16 protein-coding genes are annotated in these 19461 nt (G+C 64.6%); 15 read left to right on the top strand and 1 reads right to left on the bottom strand.

The genetic code is table 11. The features are described 5' to 3' along the window. Nucleotides 1–61: 61 nt before the first annotated feature. The 11 genes from EOD29_RS00185 to EOD29_RS00130 all read left to right on the top strand — a co-directional run bounded on the left by EOD29_RS00185 (nucleotide 62) and on the right by EOD29_RS00130 (nucleotide 13852). Nucleotides 62–3889 carry an SPOR domain-containing protein gene (locus EOD29_RS00185; RefSeq protein ID WP_127245644.1) on the top strand — a complete coding sequence of 1276 codons (3828 nt, stop codon included), beginning with the start codon at nucleotides 62–64 and terminating at the stop codon, nucleotides 3887–3889. Between the two features lie 235 nt (nucleotides 3890–4124). Then, on the top strand, nucleotides 4125–5144 hold the full coding sequence (nagZ, locus tag EOD29_RS00180) for a beta-N-acetylhexosaminidase (protein ID WP_127245643.1): 1020 nt from the start codon (nucleotides 4125–4127) through the stop codon (nucleotides 5142–5144). 63 nt (nucleotides 5145–5207) lie between these two features. Continuing rightward, the gene (locus EOD29_RS00175) at nucleotides 5208–6008 is read left to right on the top strand and encodes a ScpA family protein (RefSeq protein WP_067329546.1); all 801 of its coding nucleotides are present in this window, start codon (nucleotides 5208–5210) and stop codon (nucleotides 6006–6008) included. Next, on the top strand, nucleotides 6005–6760 hold the full coding sequence (scpB, locus tag EOD29_RS00170) for an SMC-Scp complex subunit ScpB (protein ID WP_067329549.1): 756 nt from the start codon (nucleotides 6005–6007) through the stop codon (nucleotides 6758–6760). Before EOD29_RS00175 ends, scpB begins: the two co-directional genes overlap by 4 nt. Nucleotides 6761–6939: 179 nt before the next feature. Continuing rightward, on the top strand, nucleotides 6940–7158 hold the full coding sequence (locus EOD29_RS00165) for a twin-arginine translocase TatA/TatE family subunit (RefSeq protein WP_066999984.1): 219 nt from the start codon (nucleotides 6940–6942) through the stop codon (nucleotides 7156–7158). An 83-nt stretch (nucleotides 7159–7241) separates the two neighbouring features. Further along, complete coding sequence (gene tatB / locus EOD29_RS00160; protein WP_095825611.1) at nucleotides 7242–7985, top strand: Sec-independent protein translocase protein TatB; 744 nt, start codon at nucleotides 7242–7244, stop codon at nucleotides 7983–7985. Beyond that, nucleotides 7982–8848, top strand: a complete 867-nt coding sequence (tatC, locus tag EOD29_RS00155) for a twin-arginine translocase subunit TatC (protein ID WP_095778424.1) — start codon at nucleotides 7982–7984, stop codon at nucleotides 8846–8848. Before tatB ends, tatC begins: the two co-directional genes overlap by 4 nt. Nucleotides 8849–8957: 109 nt before the next feature. Beyond that, nucleotides 8958–10262, top strand: coding sequence for a serine--tRNA ligase (gene serS / locus EOD29_RS00150; RefSeq protein ID WP_127245642.1), 1305 nt, complete (start codon nucleotides 8958–8960; stop codon nucleotides 10260–10262). A 4-nt stretch (nucleotides 10263–10266) separates the two neighbouring features. Continuing rightward, nucleotides 10267–11025, top strand: a complete 759-nt coding sequence (surE, locus tag EOD29_RS00145) for a 5'/3'-nucleotidase SurE (RefSeq protein ID WP_067329562.1) — start codon at nucleotides 10267–10269, stop codon at nucleotides 11023–11025. Next, complete coding sequence (locus EOD29_RS00140) at nucleotides 11022–11675, top strand: protein-L-isoaspartate(D-aspartate) O-methyltransferase (RefSeq protein ID WP_127245641.1); 654 nt, start codon at nucleotides 11022–11024, stop codon at nucleotides 11673–11675. The genes surE and EOD29_RS00140 overlap by 4 nt, the downstream gene beginning before the upstream one ends. 650 nt (nucleotides 11676–12325) lie before the next feature. Continuing rightward, entirely contained in the window at nucleotides 12326–13852 is a 1527-nt protein-coding gene (locus EOD29_RS00130) for a LysM peptidoglycan-binding domain-containing M23 family metallopeptidase (RefSeq protein ID WP_127245640.1), read from the top strand. Between the two features lie 103 nt (nucleotides 13853–13955). On the opposite strand, the gene EOD29_RS00125 is transcribed toward EOD29_RS00130, so the two are convergent. Further along, on the bottom strand, nucleotides 13956–14828 hold the full coding sequence (locus EOD29_RS00125; protein ID WP_127245639.1) for an ATP-binding protein: 873 nt from the start codon (nucleotides 14826–14828) through the stop codon (nucleotides 13956–13958). Nucleotides 14829–15095: 267 nt separating this feature from the next. Between EOD29_RS00125 and yajC the strand changes: the two genes are divergently transcribed. The 4 genes from yajC (at nucleotide 15096) to EOD29_RS00105 (ending at nucleotide 19409) form a co-directional block, all read left to right on the top strand. Beyond that, nucleotides 15096–15434: a preprotein translocase subunit YajC gene (gene yajC, locus EOD29_RS00120; protein ID WP_067000009.1), complete on the top strand. Its 339-nt coding sequence runs from the start codon at nucleotides 15096–15098 to the stop codon at nucleotides 15432–15434. 55 nt (nucleotides 15435–15489) lie between these two features. Continuing rightward, the gene (secDF, locus tag EOD29_RS00115) at nucleotides 15490–18045 is read left to right on the top strand and encodes a protein translocase subunit SecDF (RefSeq protein WP_095801856.1); all 2556 of its coding nucleotides are present in this window, start codon (nucleotides 15490–15492) and stop codon (nucleotides 18043–18045) included. Between the two features lie 126 nt (nucleotides 18046–18171). Further along, nucleotides 18172–18561, top strand: a complete 390-nt coding sequence (locus tag EOD29_RS00110; RefSeq protein ID WP_067329577.1) for an Mth938-like domain-containing protein — start codon at nucleotides 18172–18174, stop codon at nucleotides 18559–18561. Nucleotides 18562–18569: 8 nt separating this feature from the next. Then, on the top strand, nucleotides 18570–19409 hold the full coding sequence (locus tag EOD29_RS00105) for a phytoene/squalene synthase family protein (RefSeq protein ID WP_245322445.1): 840 nt from the start codon (nucleotides 18570–18572) through the stop codon (nucleotides 19407–19409). Nucleotides 19410–19461: the final 52 nt, after the last annotated feature.

Genomic DNA, 19461 nt, shown 5'->3' with positions numbered 1-19461 from the left:
GTAAGGGCCAACCCTGCGCGACGTCCATGGCGTCCGACTGTGTGCGAGTTCGGGAACAATAATGGCAGACAGAACCCAGCTGAAAGTAGCCGCAAGCAATCATATCGCCGACGACGATCCGTTCGCCGAACTGACCCGCATCATGGGTTTCGATCCGCGTCAACCGGTCAGGCCGCAGTCGCCGGCGGCCGCAAAGGCTGCGCCCGCGAACCAGGCTGCCGATGGGGCCGACTTCGACATCGACCTCGAAAAGGAGCTGATGGGCGACTTCGACATTGCCGAGGAAAGCGAGCCGGTGGCGCAGCAGGCTGCCCAGGCTGCGCCGGCTTACTGGGCTGCCACTCTCAGCGACGACGAGCTCGCCGCTTCTCTCGAACGGGATTTCGTCTTCGACGATGCGGCGGATCACGCCCATTTTGCCACGCCCGCTGTTGCCACGCCCCCAGCGCCGGAGCCGGCCGCGGACACGGCATACGACGATGATTTCGAGAAGGCGGTCGCGCGTTCGTTGGAAGTCTCGCCCGTGCAGGACGAGCTTTCCGTCGACCAGGAAATGGCGGCCTCGCTGGATGAGGGCTTCTGGATCGACGACCAGCCTGACACGGACGAGAGCGCCGCCGCGGCCGCCGAGCCTGCGGCTGTCGAGCCTGCTGTCCTTGAGCCTGCGGACGAGACGGCGTTCGACGCCGATTTCGACACTGCGGTCCAGATGTCGCTCGAGGACGAGTTGGCCTTCGATGACCGTGATATTGAGCCCGAAGGCGCCGACGTGCAGCCGATCGAGGCTCACGCCGCTGTCGACCAGCCGATCGCCGCTGAAGACTACGAGAGTGGGTCCGATCAGGCCGAATTCGTTCGGGCCGCAGTTGATCAGGCCCATTTCGATCAGGCCCAATCTGATCAGGCCCAATTTGAGCAGGCGACGGCTGATATCGTCATGGATATCGATCAGCCGCAGCACCTGATCCTGGAGCAGGAACTGTCGGTCGATGACGAGCCATCGCCGGCTCTCGAGGCGCCTGTTGAGGCCGAGCATTTCGCCGCCGATCCCGAGCCCGCCTTCGATCCCCAACCCGATCACGGAGCTGTAGCCGATCAGGTCTTCGAAGACGATTTCGAGCTCAGCTTCCGTGACGCGCTTGCCGAGGAGCCGGAAGGTCCGGCTGTCGATCCTGAACCGGTCGCCGGTCACGAGGCCGCGGCCGAGGAGGTCTTCGGAGACGATTTCGAACTCAATTTCGACAACGTGCCGTTCGGGGATCCGGAACCGCCGGCTGCCGAGGCCGTCGCCGCGGCGGAGCCGCCATTTGCCGAGCCTGCTCCTTCTGCATCGGCACCGGTTCCGCCGGTTGCGGCAGTCGACCCGGCTAAGCCGGCCGCAGGCGAGCGCAGCCTGGAAGACGAACTCAATGCGCTGCTTGGCGCCATGACGGCGCGGCCAATTCCGGTTGCGCCGGTCCCGGTTGCTCCTGTTCCGGCCGCCGCATCGGCACCGCGGTCGGTCGTTCAGCCGGCTGGCGACACCGACCAGAAGGCTGGCGTGGGCGATGAGCTCGATTGGGACCTCGACGCACGCAACGAGCCCGCCTACGGCACGCAGATCGCCCAGTCCGCCGATGCCGATCTCGATAGGCTGCTCGCCGGCGAACTCGACCGGCAGGGCTTCGAAGGCGCGGCTTCCGAACAGGATGCCGAACCCAGCATAGATTTCGATGACGAGGCTTTCGACGCCGCCTTCGCCAAGGGCATCGAGATGGACGCGCCTGTCGCGCCTGCCGAGCCGCCAAAGTCGTGGAGCCGCGTGACCCCGGTCGCAGCGCCGGTGCACGCCTCTTATGCCACGCAGCCTGCGGCTACGGCGCCGCAAACCGCGGCCCCTGCCTACGAACCGGTGAAGGATTATTCCGCATACGCCAAGCCGGCGCCGCAGATGCCGACGCCTGCCTATCGTGCGGAGCCGGCGAAGGACTATGCCGGTTACGCCACGCCGGCCCCGGCGCCGCAGATGTCGGCGCCTGCCGATCGTGAGGAGCCGGCGAAGGACTATGCCGGTTACGCCACGCCGGCCCCGGCGCCGCAGATGTCGGCGCCTGCCTATCGTGAGGAGCCGGCGAGGGACTATTCCGCTTACGCCAAGCCAGCCGCGACGCCGCAGTCTCGCCAGCAGGAGGAAATGCCCGATGTCGAGACGGTCGACGTGCCGGAGCGCGTGGTGGCGTTGGCCGACGACCTCGACATTCCGGAGCTCAGCTTCGAGGAGGATCAGCCTGCGGCGCCCGCCTATGACGATCTCGATGCCGAGTTTGCCGGTCTGCTTAGCGAGATGAACGCAACCGAGATCGCTCAGGCGCCTGTGCAGAGCCGGGGCTATGAGGACGACTCCCACAATGCCGGACTCAAGACCGGCTACGACCGCCGCGAGTTGCGGGCCGAGACGGCCGCTGCACCGGCGACCCTGTCCTATGCCGCAGCTGCAAGCCAATTCGATGCAGACGATTTGCCCGGCAGCCGGCCGGTCTCGCAGGCGGACGACTTCGCCGTCGACGAACTTGACTACGATCCTGAGCTCGACGAAGCGATGACTGTGCCCGGCTTTGCCGAGCGCGAAGCCGCGAAGCCGCGAAGCCGTGGCATGATGCTTGCCGCGCTCGTCGGCGCCGTTGTGGTCGCGGGCGGTCTCGGCGCTCTCGCCTTCTCCTTTGGCGGCAAGGGCGGCAGCGAAGCGCCCGTGATCGTGAAGGCGGACAATTCGCCGATCAAGGTCAAGCCGCAAAACCCGGGCGGCACCGTGGTGCCGAACCAGGACAACAAAGTCTATGACGCCGTGGCCAAGGGTGGGGCGGCCAAGCCCGCCGAACCGGCGCAGCAGAAACTGGTGACCAACACCGAGGAACCTATCGACGTGGCGTCGAAAGAACCGGCGCAGAGCCGGATCGTCGACCTTTCGCCTGACGACGCCGACGCCGCGCCTGGCACCAACTCAGCCGGCAATGCGGCCGCGGCAGCGCCGGTTCCGGACACAGCAGCTCCGGCCGCAGCCGCGCCGGCACCGGCCGAAGCAGCGCCGGCTCCGGAAGCCGCAGCGCCGGCACCGGAGGCCGCAGCGCCCGCACCGGACGCAGCAGCGCCGGCTGACGCCCAGGCCGCCGCCCCCGCAACCCCACAGCAGGCCGCTCCGGCGCCGAAATCGGAAGACCGCATCGCCCAGGTTCTGCAGGAGGCAGACAAGGGGACCAACAACGATGTCGTCGCCGTGGCGCCGCGCAAGGTGAAGACCATGATGGTGAAGCCTGACGGCTCGCTGGTTCCGCGCGAGGATCCGGCTCCCGCGCCGCAGGTCGCGGCAACCGAACCGACCGATCCGACGCCGCAGCACGTCGCTTCCGCCGGGCAGGGCGATGCCCAGCCGACAGGCGCCGTCACGCCGGCAACCGATCAGGCTGCCGACCAGGGCGGTGATGACCAAAGCGCTGCCGCCGCGGTGAAGCCAGCCGCCGCGGCGAAGACCGAAGCCAGGGTCCAGTCCGCCAACACGCCGGCGAAGGTGCCGGTGGCGCCGCCGCGTCCGTCCGATCAGCCGGTCGATATCGTCGGCGAGGTCAAGCCCGACCAGGTCGCCTCCATCGATCCGGCGGCGGCAGGCGGCGGCTCGTGGTCGATGCAGATCGCTTCGCAGCCGACGGTTGAAAGCGCCCAGTCCACCTACCAGGACCTGCAGCGCCGTTACGGAAGTGTGCTCGCCGGACGCACAGCCAACATCGTCAAGGCGCAGATCGCCGGCAAGGGCACTTTCTACCGAGTCCGGGTCCCGGCCCAGTCGCGCAACGACGCGATCAATCTGTGCACCAACTACAAGGCGGCCGGCGGCACCTGCTTCGTGTCGCGCTGATCATTTACCACCGTTCAGCGCCGGCGTCGCCGCGAGGCCGCGCCGGCTTTTTCGTTGTGGACGGCTGTCGTCATTCATGCGGCACCGGTCAGGGGTGATTCCCCTTTGGTTCGCAAAATCTTAGAGCGGTTCAGCGCCGGCAGAATCACCGAACCCGCATAACTCCTTGTTTTTACGGAATTCCGGACGCAAAACCGTTACACACTTTTCCTGGAATTGCTCTAAGCTTCGATCCATGACCGAATCAAAATCCATGATCCTCGGCTGCGCCGGGAAATCCCTCACTGAAGATGAAATCCGCTTCTACGGCGACGAACGTCCTTGGGGCTTCATCCTGTTCGCGCGCAATGTCGGCGAGACCGAGCAGATCCGCGACCTGGTCGCCTCGATGCGCGAGAGCGTCGGACGCCCGGATGCCCCGGTCTTCATCGACCAGGAGGGCGGCAGGGTGCAGCGCCTGCGACCGCCGCTGGCGCCGAACTATCCTGCAGGCGGAGCGCTCGGCGCGCTTTGGCGCGAGGATCGCGAGGCCGGCCGCCGTGCCGCGTGGCTGCTCGCGCGGCTTCACGCCTTCGATCTGCTGCGCCACGGCATCACCGCCGACTGCCTGCCGGTGCTCGACGTGCCCATTGCGGGCGCCAGCGATGTCATCGGCGCGCGCGCCTATGGTATGGAACCAAATGCCGTGATCGAGCTTGGCCGGGCTTCGGCCGAGGGCCTGATGTCGGGTGGCGTCCTGCCGGTCATGAAGCATATTCCCGGCCACGGCCGCGCCTTTGCCGATACGCATTTCGCGCTGCCGACGGTCGACACGCCCCTCGCCGAGTTGCGGCAACATGATTTCGCCCCGTTCAAGGCGCTCAACCACCTGCCGATGGCGATGACGGCGCATGTCGTCTACAGCGCGATCGACCCGGACAATCCGGCGACGACCTCGGCCAAGGTCGTCAACGAGGTGATCCGTGGCGAGATCGGCTTCGACGGGCTCCTGATGAGCGACGACACCTCGATGAAGGCACTTTCTGGGGATTTCCCGACAAAGGCGGCCTCGATCCTTGCGGCGGGCTGCGATCTCGTCCTTCACTGCAACGGCGTTTTCGAGGAAATGTCGGGGATCGCGTCGCGTACGACGATGCTCGAAGGCAAGTCCTTGGCGAGAGCGGAGCGGGCGCTGGCCTATATAAAGGACCGCGACGTCGCGGACGAAAGCACCATACGCGCGGAATTCGCCACCTATTTCGACGCGGTGGCCTGAACCGAAGGGAAAGCAAGGCAAGTGGCGGAAACATTGGACAGCAAGGCCGCGAAGGCCGCACCGATGGACCGTCTGTGGGCCGAGAACGACGAGTCACGTCTGACCAGCGACCCGTCGCTGGTGGTCGATGTCGCCGGCTTCGAGGGCCCGCTCGATCTTCTGCTGCATCTGGCGCGCAACCAGAAGGTCGATCTCGCCCGCATCTCGATCCTGGCGCTCGCCGAGCAATATCTGGCCTTCATCGAGAAGGTGAGGGCGCTGAGATTGGAACTCGCGGCCGACTATCTGGTCATGGCGGCATGGCTTGCCTTCCTCAAGTCGAAGCTGTTGATCCCGAAACAGCCGGGCGAAGAGGGCGAGAGCGGCGAGGAACTGGCAGCGGTGCTGCAGTTCCGGCTGAAGCGGCTGGAGGCGATGCGTGATGCCGCTGCGCGGCTGGTCAACCGCAACCGGCTCGGCCGCGACGTCTTCGCGCGCGGCATGCCGGAAATGGTGATCGTCGAGAAGCGCAATGCCTATTCGGCCTCGCTCTACGATCTGCTGACCGCCTATGCGCAGCAGCGCCAGCGGCAGGCGATCAGCAACGTGACGATCGCCAGGCGCGCCGTATGGTCGCTGAAGGACGCACGCGACGTGCTGGCACGGCTGGTTGGAACGATTGGCGACTGGACGGCGCTCGACAGCTTCCTGATCCAATATCTGGCCGCGCCGGAAGAAAGGCGCACGGCAATCGCCAGTTCGTTCGCCGCGACACTCGAAATGGTGCGCGAGGGCAAGCTGGATCTGCGGCAGGATCAGGTCTTCGCGCCGATCTATCTGCGCGGCCGCGCACGAGGGGTCAAGGCAGTCGAGGTGGCATCATGAGTGAACGCGCCAACGCTTCGGTCATCCCGTTCAAGGTCGAGGTCGAACCGGAAGCCGAGATGGCCGAGCAGGGTTCTATCGAGAACCCCGCCGAGCGGCTGCAATTGTCGGAAGCAGTCCGCATGGCCGAGGCGATCATCTTCGCCAGCGCCGAGCCGGTCAGTGACAGGCAACTGGCGGCGCGCCTGCCCGAGGGCGTCAACATTGCGGCCGCAATGGCCGATCTGCAGGAAATCTACGCCAAGCGGGGGGTCAACCTGGTGCGGGTCGGCGACGCCTGGGCGTTCCGCACCGCCGGCGACCTGGCTTTCCTGATGAGCCGGGACTCGGTCCAGCAGAGAAAGCTCTCGCGCGCGGCGCTCGAAGTTCTGGCGATCATCGCCTATCACCAGCCGGTCACCCGCGCCGAGATCGAGGATATCAGGGGGGTCGAGACCTCGAAGGGCACGCTGGACACGCTGCTGGAGACGGAGTGGGTCAGGATGCGCGGCCGCCGCCGCACGCCCGGCCGTCCCGTGACCTACGGCACGACCGACGCTTTCCTCGATCACTTCGCGCTGGAGGAGATCCGCGACCTGCCCGGCATGGAAGAGCTGAAGGGCGCCGGATTGCTTTCGACGCGCATGCCGTCCAATTTCTCGATGCCGGTGCCACCGGCCGATCCGGACGCGCTGGCCGAGGACGAGGATGCGCTGACCGATATCGACCTCGAGGAGCTCGGATTGCTCACGCCGCGCGTCACCGAAGAGTGAGTGCGAAACCGATACGAATGGTTTATTAGCAGGGGCTGCGCGGATTCGTAGCAAGGCGCTCACGCCGAAAGTGCGTGACATCCGCTAGCCATTTTACCAACTTCATTGCGGTTGTGTTTGAATCCCCGAGCGAAAACGCATAGATCATCGCCGAGGGAAAACATTCGAGAGAGATTGTTATGGGTTCACTATCGATATGGCACTGGCTGATCGTTCTGGTCATCGTGCTGCTCCTGTTCGGCCGCGGCAAGCTGCCGGAGCTGATGGGCGACATGGCCAAGGGCATCAAGAGCTTCAAGAAGGGCATGGCTGAGGACGATACCGACGACAAGCGGACCGTCGAGCACCGCGCCGACGAGACCGTATCGCCGGGCAAGGAAAAGGTCAGCAAGAGCTGAGTCCGGTTGTTGCTTTGAGCATGTCGTTGTCCCAGAACCCTTTCGTGTTTTTGGGCGACAGGCTCTCGTTGGAATAGATTGCCATGTTCGAAGTCGGCTGGAGCGAGCTGCTGGTGATCGCGGTCGTCATGATCGTGGTCGTCGGGCCGAAGGATTTGCCCAACATGCTGCGCACGTTTGGCCGCACCGCGGCCAAATTGCGCGCCATGGCGGGCGACTTCCAGAAGCAGTTCAACGACGCCCTGAAGGAAGCCGAGCTTGACGATGTCAAGGACTCGGTCGACAGCCTTCGTGGGCTCAGCCCGATGAACGAAATCCGCAAGCAGCTCAATCCGTTCGAGCAGGCGGCGGCCGACGTTCGGGCCGGCGTCGATACGATGATGAAGCCCAAGCCGGCTTCCGATCAGGCGCCCTCGGATGCAACGACCCCGCAGCCTGCCGAGCCGCTGAAGAACGGCGCGACGGAGATCCCGGGCATCAACGGAACCGACGTCGCCCCGGCTGTGCCGATGTCCTCGCCAGCTGCGCCGATCTCCCCGGCCTTGAATGAGGCCTCCGTGACCACGCCCATTGCGGAGACCGCCGGGTCCGCCCAGCCGGCGAAAAAAGTGGCCGCGTCGAAGACGAAAGCCGCCGGTGCAGCGGCGAAAGCGGCATCGGCCAAGGCTCCGGCGCCTAAAGTCCCGGCAAAATCTGCGCCGGCGGCGGCAAAGGCCGCAGCGCCTGCTAAGGAAGCGGCACCCAAGGTTGAGGCCAACCCCGCGGCGAAGAAGCCGGCCGTGAAAAAGGCCGCCGATGCCAAGAAGACGGCAGGAGCCGCCAAGTGAGCGTCTCGGACAAGGAGAGGGAAGAGATCGAGAAATCCTCGGCGCCGCTGATCGAGCACCTTGTCGAGCTGCGCCGGCGGCTGATCTGGTCGCTGGGCGGCTTCTTCATCGCCTTCCTCGCCTGCTTCTTCTTCGCCAAGCGCCTGTTCAACCTTCTGGTCGTCCCGTTCAAATGGGCGACGCAATGGGCTGGGCTCGACCCGCACAAGGTCGAGCTGATCTACACGGCGCCGCAGGAGTTCTTCTTCACCCAGGTGAAGCTCGCCATGTTCGGCGGCATGGTCATCGCTTTCCCGCTGATCGCCACGCAGATCTATAAATTCATCGCGCCGGGTCTCTACAAGAACGAACGCAGCGCCTTCCTGCCGTTCCTGATTGCGTCGCCCATCCTGTTCCTGATGGGCGCCTCGCTGGTCTATTTCTTCTTCACCCCGATGGTGATGTGGTTCTTCCTCGCCATGCAGCAGGTCGGCACCAACGACCAGGTGCAGATCTCCTTGCTGCCGAAAGTGTCGGAATATCTCAGCCTGATCATGACGCTGATCTTCTCCTTCGGCTTGGTGTTCCAGCTGCCGGTGGTGACCAGCCTGCTGACGCGCGTCGGCCTTCTGTCGTCGCAAGCGCTGGCCGAGAAGCGCAAATGGGCGATCGTCATTGCCTTCGTCGTCGCCGCGGTGCTGACCCCGCCCGATCCGATGAGCCAGATCGGCCTCGCTCTTCCGACCATCGTGCTCTACGAGGTCGCGATCTTCACTTCGCGCCTGATCGAGCGCAGCCGGGAGCGCGACCGGCTGGCGCGCGACAGGCAGGAAGAGGCAGGCAGCGCTGTCGCCGGAAAGACGCCGGACGCGCCGTCAACCTAGCGCTAAAACCTGGTCCCAGGCCTGAAAAACACGGCTGCCGGCTGCTGCTGTCTTGCATCGATCAGGGATGCGGTTTACGCCCTCGAACCTTACTCGAGGACGGAAAGCCATGCTTGACATCAAATGGATTCGCGACAACCCGAACGCCCTTATCGAAGCGCTGGTGAAGCGCTCGTGGTCGGCTGAAGACGCCCAGTCCGCCGTCGAGGATCTGATCGCCAGGGACGAGGAGCGCCGCACCCATCTCAGCGAATTGCAGGTCAAGCAGGAGCGCCGCAATGCCGCTTCGAAGGAGATCGGCAATGCCATGCGCTCGGGCGAGGCCGCGCTTGCTGAAAAGCTCAAGGCCGAGGTCGGCGAGATCAAGGCGTTCATCCAGAACGGCGAGGCGCGCGAGCGCGAGCTCGACCAGGCGCTGAACGACGCGCTGGCGGTCCTGCCCAACGTGCCGCTCGACGACGTGCCGGTCGGCAAGGACGAGCACGACAATGTTGTCAAGCGCGTCGTCGGCGATGTGCCGACCCGCCCGAACTGGGTGAAGGAGCATTTCGAGATCGGCGAAGCGCTCGGCATGATGGACTTCGAGCGTGCGGCGAAGCTGTCCGGCTCGCGCTTCACGGTGCTGAAGAGCCAACTGGCGCGCATGGAGCGCGCGCTCGGCCAGTTCATGATCGACCTGCACACGACAGAGCACGGCTATGAGGAGATCCAGCCGCCGCTGATGGTGCGCGACGAGGTTCTCTTCGGCACCAACCAGCTGCCGAAATTCGAACTGGACCTGTTCTTCACCCCGCATGGGGACGGACGGCTGGGCCTGATCCCTACGGCGGAAGTGCCGCTCACCAACCTGGTGCGCGAGGAGATCACGCCGCATGAGAAGCTGCCGCTGCGCTACACGGCGCTGACGCCGTGCTTCCGCTCGGAAGCGGGCTCGGCCGGCCGCGACACGCGCGGCATGCTGCGCCAGCACCAGTTCTACAAGGTCGAGCTGGTGTCGATCACCGACCAGGAAAGCTCGCTCGCCGAGCATGAGCGCATGACGCAATGCGCCGAGGAGGTGCTGAAGCGGCTCGGCCTGCCGTTCCGCACGGTGACGCTCTGCACCGGCGACATGGGCTTTGGCGCACGCAAGACCTACGACATCGAGGTCTGGCTGCCGGGCCAGAACGCCTATCGCGAAATCTCGTCCTGCTCCGTCTGCGGCGACTTCCAGGCGAGGCGCATGGATGCCCGCTACAAGGACAAGGACGGCAAGGGCAACCGCTTCGTGCACACGTTGAACGGCTCCGGCACCGCGGTCGGCCGTGCTCTCATCGCCGTGGTCGAAAACTACCAGAATGAGGACGGCAGCGTAACCATTCCTGAAGTGCTGCGGCCTTACATGGGTGGTCTCGCCAAGATCGAATCGAAATGAGTTCATGCGCATCCTGCTGACCAATGATGACGGGATCCACGCCGAAGGCCTTGCGTCGCTCGAACGCATCGCCCGAACGCTCTCGGATGATGTCTGGGTGGTGGCGCCCGAGCAGGACCAGTCCGGCTACGCGCATTCGCTTTCGATTTCGGAACCGCTCAGGCTGAGGAAGGTCGGCGAGAAGCATTTCGCCGTGCGCGGCACGCCGACCGACTGCGTCATCATGGGCACGAAAAAGATCCTCCCCGGGCCGCCTGACCTCATCCTTTCGGGGGTCAACTCCGGCGCCAACATCGCCGACGACGTTACTTATTCGGGCACGGTGGCCGGCGCCATGGAGGGGGCGCTGCTCGGTATCCGTTCGATCGCGGTCAGCCAGGCCTATTCCTATCTCGGCGAGGACCGCGTCGTCCCTTACGAGACGACCGAAGCGCTGGCACCGGCGCTGCTCGAAAAGCTGATCGCAACGCCGCTGCCGGAAGGTGTGCTGCTCAACGTCAACTTCCCGAACTGCGCACCCGACGAAATCGAGGGCACGGTCGTGACCGCGCAGGGAAAGCTCGTGCACAGTCTTTGGGTCGACGAGCGCCGCGACGGCCGCGGTCTGCCTTATTACTGGCTGCGCTTCGGCCGAGAGCCGGTCGAAGGCAAAAAGGGCACCGATCTTTACGCGTTGCGTAACCGGCTGGTGTCGGTGACGCCGCTGCAGCTCGACCTGACCGCCCATGAACTCCGCGACCAGCTGACCAAGGCGCTGTCATGACCATGGCTATCGACGACCGTGAAGGTTTCGCCGCTTTCCTGCTGCGGCTGCGCGGCAGGGGCACGGCGCCGAAGGCACTGGTCGCTGCTTTCGAGGCGACTCCGCGGCGCGGCTTCCTATCCGCGCAGTTCCATTCGATGGCCTGGTCGGAAGGCATGCTGCCGATCGAATGCGGCGAGGCGATCGAGGGCGCGGACCTGCAGGCGGCGGTGGTTGCGGCTTTGGCCATCGAGCCGGGCAACCGCGTGCTCGAGATCGGCACCGGGTCCGGCTATACGGCAGCCGTGATGTCCAGGCTTGCCGCGCGCGTCGTCAGCGTCGACCGCTACAAGACCTTGACCGAGCAGGCAAAGCAGCGATTCGAGGCGCTCGGCATCAGCAATGTCATCGTACGCCAGGCCGACGGCTCCAACGGCCTGCCCAACGAAGGGCCGTTCGACCGCATCATCGCCTGGGCGGCCTTCGACAGCCTGCCGCGCTTCCTGCTCGATCAATTGTCGAGCGGTGGCGTCGTCATCGCGCCGATCGGCCCGGAGGAGGGCGAGCAGGTGCTGGCCAAGCTCACCAAGGTCGGCAGCCGTTTCGAGCGCGAGGACATCGGCATCGTGAGGCTGCAGCCGGTCCTGCGCAGCGTTGCTGCGGTGATCTAGCGCGCCAGCCCTGCGATCGACGGCTAACCGCGTCGAACGCGGCTGCGACCATCACTCCAGTCAGCCACCGCAGCGGTAGTTCAGGTGCAAACCAACGAGATCGACATCCTGATCGATGCGCTCGGTGCTGAAGGGGCCCCCCGCGCGCGCCAACGACCGTGAAGGTGGTGGTCTTGTCGGGCATGAACAGGTGATCGTATTCGATCGCGAGTGACCAATTCGGGGCAAAGCCATATTCAAGACCGGCACCCAAGGCACCGCCCCAGCGGGCCTGATCGTCTGTCTCGCCGGCGGTCGTGTCGGGTGAAAAGAGAACATCGAAACGGTCGTGAGTCACGGCCGCGCCTCCCTTGACGTAGAAGAGGGCGTTGTCGACGCTGTACCCGACTTGGGCGGTCAGCAAGCCAAACCAAGCGAAGGCGTGGTCGTGTGAGGGTGGTGCCGCTGCTCGCCCGGTCTCATTTCGTGCGATTCGCCGGTTCCCGAGACGTCCGTCTCGTCTCGGCCGGCACGATCTGTCCGGACTTGGTCGCGCCTGTCGAAAAATGTTTTAAGAAAATTTTCGGCGGATTCTAATGGGTTAACCGGCCAGTAACATTAACGCGCTTTAATCATGACCAGTTTGTACCGGGTCTGTGCGGGTTAGTGCGATGCAATTCAATGGTTTGAAGGCAAACGGACGCAATCTGGCGCGCGGCTGCGCCGTCCTGATGATCGCCGGTGCCGCGGCAGGCTGCAGCTCCCAGGCGATGCGCTTCAATGGTGTCGACGACGTGTTCACATCGTCCACCAACAATCAGCGCGCCATCATCAACAAGCAGAATGTCGACCAGCCCTATCCGGGCGATACGGTCGCGCCGGCGCCTGTCGACGGCAGTCACACCCAGTCCGTGAGCCGCTCCAGTCTCGAGCCGGTGACGTCCCAGCAATTGCCGCCGCCCTCGGCGCCGGCCGCCGCCAAGCCGATGCGCACCGCCTCGGCCCCGGCACTCGCGCCGGCCCCCGCCGCGCCTCATCTGGACAGGACGGCCACCAACACAGTCGCCCCGGCCGCGAAGCCGTTCAAGACCGCCGAGCCCGACGCGGTGCGCAACGCAAGCGCGGCGCCGCACGCGACCGAGATCGTGGTGAGGGAAGGCGAGACGATTTCCGGTCTGGCCCGCCAATATCATGTGCCGGCCGATGCGATCATCAAGGTCAACGGGCTCGATGCCAACAAGGGCATCAGAACCGGCCAGAAGATCGTCATTCCGGCCTATGCCTATTCGAGCAAGGGCGGGCCGAAGGTTGCCGACAGCACCAAGCCCGCCAACACACCGAAGCAGCCCGCCGGCGCGCCGGAGAAGGTTGCCGTGCTGCCGCAGCAGCCAAAACTCAAGGACGGCAAATCCGCCGCGCAGGTCGATGCATCGGCGGCGGCCAGCGGTTCGAAGAGCGCCACGCCCGCCCAGATGGCCGAGGCAAAGCCGGCCGGCGCCGGCGGTACCTACACCGTTCAGCAGGGCGATTCCCTGTCTTCGATCGCCCGCAAGACCGGCGTCGACGTCACGGCGCTCAAGCAGGCCAACGGCATGAAGGACGGCCTCTTGAAGATCGGCCAGACGCTCAAGGTTCCGGCCGGCGGCACCGTTGCCGTCGCTGCCGCGAAGCCTGTCGCGACCAAGCCGACCGTCGATCCGGTGACGACGGCAACCACGCAGCCGCCGGCAAAGACCACACCGTCGGAGACGCTCGCCTCCTACACGCCGCCGAAGAAGGACGCCAAGGTCATCCAGCAGGCCGAGGACGACGATGCAGTGGCGCCGGATGCGACCGGCATCGGCAAGATGCGCTGGCCGGTGCGCGGCCGCGTCATCTCCGGCTTCGGCTCCGGCAAGGACGGCGTCGACATCGCGGTGCCGGAAGGGACGCCGATCAAGGCGGCCGAAAACGGTGTCGTCATCTATGCCGGCGACGGCCTCAAGGAGTTCGGCAACACGGTGCTGGTGCGCCACGAGAACGGCCTGGTCACCGTCTACGGCCACGCCAGCTCGATCGAGGTGCAGCGCGGCCAGAAGGTCAAGCGCGGCCAGGAGATCGCGCTGTCCGGCATGAGCGGCACCACGGACTCGCCGAAGCTGCACTTCGAGGTGCGCAAGAACTCTGCCCCGGTCGATCCGAGCGGCTATCTCGAATAGAACAAGAACAAATTGCGGGCCGCCTGACCTCCAGTCCGGCCCGCCGGCTTCAGCCCGCTCCGCCAGGAGCGGGCTTTTTCAGTGCAGCCGGTGATATGGGCTATCAGTCCTTGAGCGGCTTGCCGAGCCGTCCGGCAAGATCCTGGGTGAACTGCCAGGCGACGCGGCCGGAGCGGCTGCCGCGCGTCGTTGCCCATTCCAAGGCTTCCGCGCGCAACGTCTCGGGATCAATCGCGAGGGCATGGTAACGGACATAGCCGTCGATCATGTCGAGATATTCGTCCTGCGAGCATTTGTGGAAGCCGAGCCACAGGCCGAAGCGGTCGGAGAGCGAGACTTTTTCCTCCACCGCTTCCGACGGGTTGATCGCGGTCGAGCGCTCATTGTCGATCATATCGCGCGGCAACAGATGGCGCCGGTTCGACGTGGCGTAGAACATGACATTGGCCGGGCGGCCCTCGACGCCGCCTTCGAGCGCTGCCTTGAGCGACTTGTAGGAAGTGTCGTCATGGTCGAAGGAAAGATCGTCGCAAAACAGGATGAAGTGGTAGGGCGCCGCCTTCAAAAGGCTCATCAGCTTGGGCAGGGTGTCGATGTCCTCGCGATGGATCTCGATCAGCTTCAGCGGCCGGTCGAGCTTGTCCGAGGCATTGACCTTGGCGTGCACGGCCTTGACCAGCGACGACTTGCCCATGCCGCGCGCGCCCCAGAGCAGCACATTGTTGGCGGCGAAGCCGGACGCGAAGCGCTCGGTGTTGTCGAGCAGGATGTCGCGGACCCGGTCGACGCCGCGGATCAGGCCGATGTCGACGCGATTGACCTTGTGGACCGGCTCCAGGTAGCCGGGATCGGCCTGCCAGACGAAGCAATCGGCCACGCCGAGGTCGGTCTCGGGAACCGGTGGCGGGGCGAGACGGGAGACCGCGTCGATCAGGCGGTCGAGCTTTTTGTTCAGGGCATCCAGGCTATCGGTCATTTCCGGTCTTTTTAACTTGGCAATCACGGAACGTGAAACGGATCCGCGGCTGCGCACCAAGAACCAACTGCAAGCTTCTGTTGTAGCACGATCTTTTCGGCCGGCTCCAACCGGCTTCCGGCTGCGACGCTCTAGCACGCGCCAAACGGCTGGAAAAGCAACGGATTCGGCGGGTCGCGCAGTTGCATTGGCAACTTTACCGACTATATTCCGGCCAAAATTTCGCGGGGCCGTCCCGGCGGTATTTCACCATCCAGGAGTTTCTTGATGTTCGTCACACCGGCATACGCCCAAGGCGTCGGCACCTCGCCCGATATGTTCATCAGCATTTTGCCGTTTGTCCTGATTTTCGTGATCATGTATTTTCTGATCATCAGGCCGCAGCGCACGCAGTTGAAGAAGCGCCAGGAAATGCTGGCCGCAGTGCGCCGCGGCGATACGGTGGTGACCGGCGGCGGTTTCGTCGGCAAGGTGACCAAGGTGATCGACGACAATGAACTGGAGATCGACCTTGGCGGCGGGACCAAGGTGACGGCGCTGCGCTCGACGATCTCCGACGTGCGCGTCAAGGGCGAGCCGGTGGCGAACCAGAACGCCAAGAAGTAATCACCACCTCGATGGCGGAACGCTGCCGCTTGTACGCCTGAACGGATAAGAACTAATGCTTTATTTCTCGCGCCTGAAGATGATCCTGATCTGGCTGGCCGTGGCCGTGACAGTGGTCCTCGCCGCGCCCAACCTGTTTCCGGCAAGCATGCTGGCGCAACTGCCGAGCTGGGTGCCGAAGCGGCAGATGACGCTCGGCCTCGACCTTCAGGGCGGCTCGCACATCCTGCTTGAAATGAATCAGAACGATCTGATCAAGGATAGGATGGAGACGACGCGCGACGAGATCAGGACGCTGCTGCGCGAGGCCAATCCCAAGATCAACTACACCGGCCTTTCCGGTTCCGGCCGCACCGTGCAGGTTCGCATCACGGACCAGGCTCAACTCGACCAGGCCAAGAAGGTCCTGAAACCGCTGACCGATCCGGTGGCGGCGGGACTGTTCAGCGGCGGCTCCATCCAGGAAATGTCGCTGGATGACTCCGAGCCCGGCCTGCTCAAATTCACGGTCACCGACGCCGGCCTGAAATACCGCACGTCGACGGCTCTGTCGCAGTCGATCGAAGTGGTCGAGCGGCGCGTCAACGAGCTCGGCACGACCGAGCCGATCGTGCAGCGGCAGGGCGACGACCGCATCCTTGTCCAGGTGCCGGGCCTGCAGGATCCGCAGCGGCTGAAGGAGATCCTCGGGCAGACCGCCAAGCTGACCTTCCAGATGGTCGACCAGTCGATGCCTGTGCAGGATGCGCTGAAGGGCCGTCCGCCCGCAGGCTCTTCCGTCCTCTACTCGCAAGACGATCCGCCGGTCCCGTATCTCATCGAAAACCGCGTCATCGTTTCCGGCGAAAATCTGGTCGACGCGCAGGCGACCTACAATTCGCAGACCAACGAGCCGGTGGTTTCGTTCCGTTTCGATTCCAAGGGAGCGACACGGTTCGGCCAGGCGACGGCGCAGAATGTCGGCAAGCTGTTCGCCATCGTCCTCGACAACCAGGTGATTTCGGCGCCGCAGATCCGTGAGCCGATCCTGGGCGGTACCGGGCAGATTTCCGGCAATTTCACCCCGCAGAGCGCCAATGACCTTGCCGTGCTGCTGCGCGCCGGCGCGCTGCCGGCAACGCTGACGGTCATCGAAGAGCGAACGGTCGGTCCAGGCCTCGGCCAGGATTCCATCCATGCCGGCAAGGTGGCGGGCGTGATCGGTTCGATCCTCGTCGTCGCCTTCATGTTCGTCGCATACGGCTTCCTCGGCTTCCTCGCCAACATCGCGCTGGCCGTCCACGTGGCGATGATCGTTGCGCTGCTGTCGCTGCTGGGCGCCACGCTCACTTTGCCCGGCATCGCCGGCATCGTGCTCACCATCGGCATGGCGGTGGACTCCAACGTTCTGATCTATGAACGCATTCGAGAGGAGCGGCGACTTGGCCGCTCGGTGATCCAGTCGATCGACACCGGCTTCGCCAAGGCGCTGGCAACGATCGTCGACTCCAATGTCACGTCGCTGATTGCCACCGTGGTGCTGTTCTGGCTGGGCACAGGACCGGTCAAGGGTTTCGCCATCACCTATGCGATCGGCATTCTGACCACCGTTTTCACCGCCTTCACCTTCACCCGCATGCTGGTGTCGATCTGGCTGCGCCGCGCCCGTCCGAAGGAATTGCCGCGCGCGCCGGTCACCTTCATTCCGCCCGGCACCAGGATCCCGTTCATGGGTATCCGCCGCTGGACGTTCGCTTTGTCCAGCATCTTGTCGATCCTGTCAGTTGTCGGGTTCCTCACCATCGACATCAATTACGGCATCGACTTCAAGGGCGGCTCGATGATCGAGGTGCAGTCCAAGCAGGGCGACGCCGATCTCGGTGACATCCGCAACAGGCTCTCCGAGCTCAACATCGGCGAGATCCAGGTACAGCAGTTCGGCGCGCCGAACGACGTTCTGATCCGCGTCGGCACGCAGGACGCCGGCGAGAATGCCGAGCAGACCGTCATCGACAAGGTGCGCGGCGAACTGCAGGACCAGTATGACTTCCGCCGCGTGGAGGTGGTCGGACCGACGGTCTCCGGCGAGCTCGCCAAGCAAGGCACGATCGCCATGCTCATCGCGCTGGTCGGCATCCTGCTCTATGTGTGGTTCCGCTTCGAGTGGCAGTTCGCCGTCGGCGCCATCATCGCCACGGTGCACGATGTGGTGATGACCATCGGCTTCTTCGTCATAACCGGACTGGAATTCAACCAGTCGTCGCTCGCGGCGATCCTGACCATCATCGGCTACTCACTCAACGACACCATCGTCGTCTATGACCGCGTCCGCGAAGACTTAAGAAAATACAAGAAGATGCCGTTGCCGCAACTGTTGAACAACGCCATCAACGAGACGCTGTCCAGAACCACGCTGACCTCGGTGACCACCATCCTTGCGCTTTTGGCACTGGTGCTGTTCGGCGGCGAGGTGATCCGCTCCTTCACGCTGGCGATGCTGTTCGGCGTGGTGTTCGGCACCTATTCGTCGATCTTCATCGCCGCGCCGCTGCTGATCCTCTTCAAGCTCAGGCCGCAGGCCGCAGCCGCCGAAGAGACCAAGCCGGCGAACGGCAAGGCCGTGGCGACCTGAAGCCGTCAGAGCCGGATGATCTCAGGTCGAGTCGAACTGAGATCTGAATCCGCTCTAAATCAAAGAGATAGAGCATAATGTCGTCCGAAAACCGCTCCACCCTTTTCGGCATCATGCTCTAGCCCCATGGCCAAAGGCATCGTCATCCGAGAGGCGCATTTCCCGGGCAGGGCGCCGGTCGAGGCCTATGGCAATGGCGGGTTCCGCTTTGCCGACATGTCGCATCGAGGCTCGCTGCTGTGCCTGCCGTCCGGTATCCATGGCTGGGAGCCGGCCGATCCGCTGGCGCTAAAAGCTTCGGACTTCGACAAGCTGTTCGCCCAGGCCGACAAGGTAGAAATCCTGCTGGTCGGCACCGGCAAGGATCTGCGGCCGCTGCCGGCTGCACTCCGCTCCGCGCTGAAAGAGGCCGGCATTTCGGCCGACCCGATGTCGACGGGCGCGGCCGTGCGCACCTACAACGTGCTGCTGGCCGAGGACCGTGCCGTGGCCGCAGCGCTGATCGCCGTCGATTGATGGCCGGCATGCCCAACATGGTCATGGATGCGGTGCGTGCCGCAGACCATGATCGCTATCTGTCCGCGCTCTACGCGCCCGCCGACAGGCGTGACGCGTTGCTTGCGCTCTATGCCTTCAATGCCGAGGTCGCCGGCGTTCGCGACCGCATCCACGAGCCGCTGCCGGGCGAGGTCCGGCTGCAATGGTGGCGCGATGTCCTCTTGGCCGAGGGCGAGGCGGAGACAGGTCATCCGACCGCCGACGCGCTGAGGGCGGCGATCGCCGCCAACCATCTGCCGAAGGCCGCTTTCGAGAACATGCTCGAAGCGCGTATCTTCGATCTCTACAACGATCCGATGCCGTCGCGGACCGACCTTGAGGGTTATTGCGGCGAGACGGCCGCGGCGATCATCCAGCTTGCGGCCATGGTGCTCGATCCGAATGCCGCGCCACGCTTTGCCGAACTGGCGGGCAGGGCGGGCTGCGCGCAGGCCATCACCGGCTTGCTGCTTTTGTTGCCGCTGCACCGTCGCCGTGGACAGTGCTTTATCCCCTCCGATATCCTGGCAGCCGCCGGCACCTCGCCGGAAGAGTTCGTCAAGGGCGACGGCGATGCTGCCGCGGAGCGCGCGGTCGGGGCGATGATCGCGCTGGCGCGAGAGCATCTCGGCGCTTTCGAGAAGGGCGCGTCGGCTCTCCCCGCGTCGCTGCGCCCCGCCTTCCTGCCGCTGGCGCTCACACATGCCTATCTCGACAGGATGGAAAAGCCGGGTCGGTCTCCACTCGGGGGCACTTCGACCCTCTCAACCTTGCGCCGGCACTGGCTGCTCTTGCGTCATGCCATGCATGGCTGGACGCCCCTTTGACGTAAACGTTAACCATGCTAGGGGTTCTGCGCGTGGACTCGCATCAGAGAAA

The organism is Mesorhizobium sp. M1A.T.Ca.IN.004.03.1.1, from assembly GCF_003997555.1.
GTDB lineage: Bacteria > Pseudomonadota > Alphaproteobacteria > Rhizobiales > Rhizobiaceae > Mesorhizobium.
This window is presented reverse-complemented; position numbering and strand designations above follow the sequence as displayed.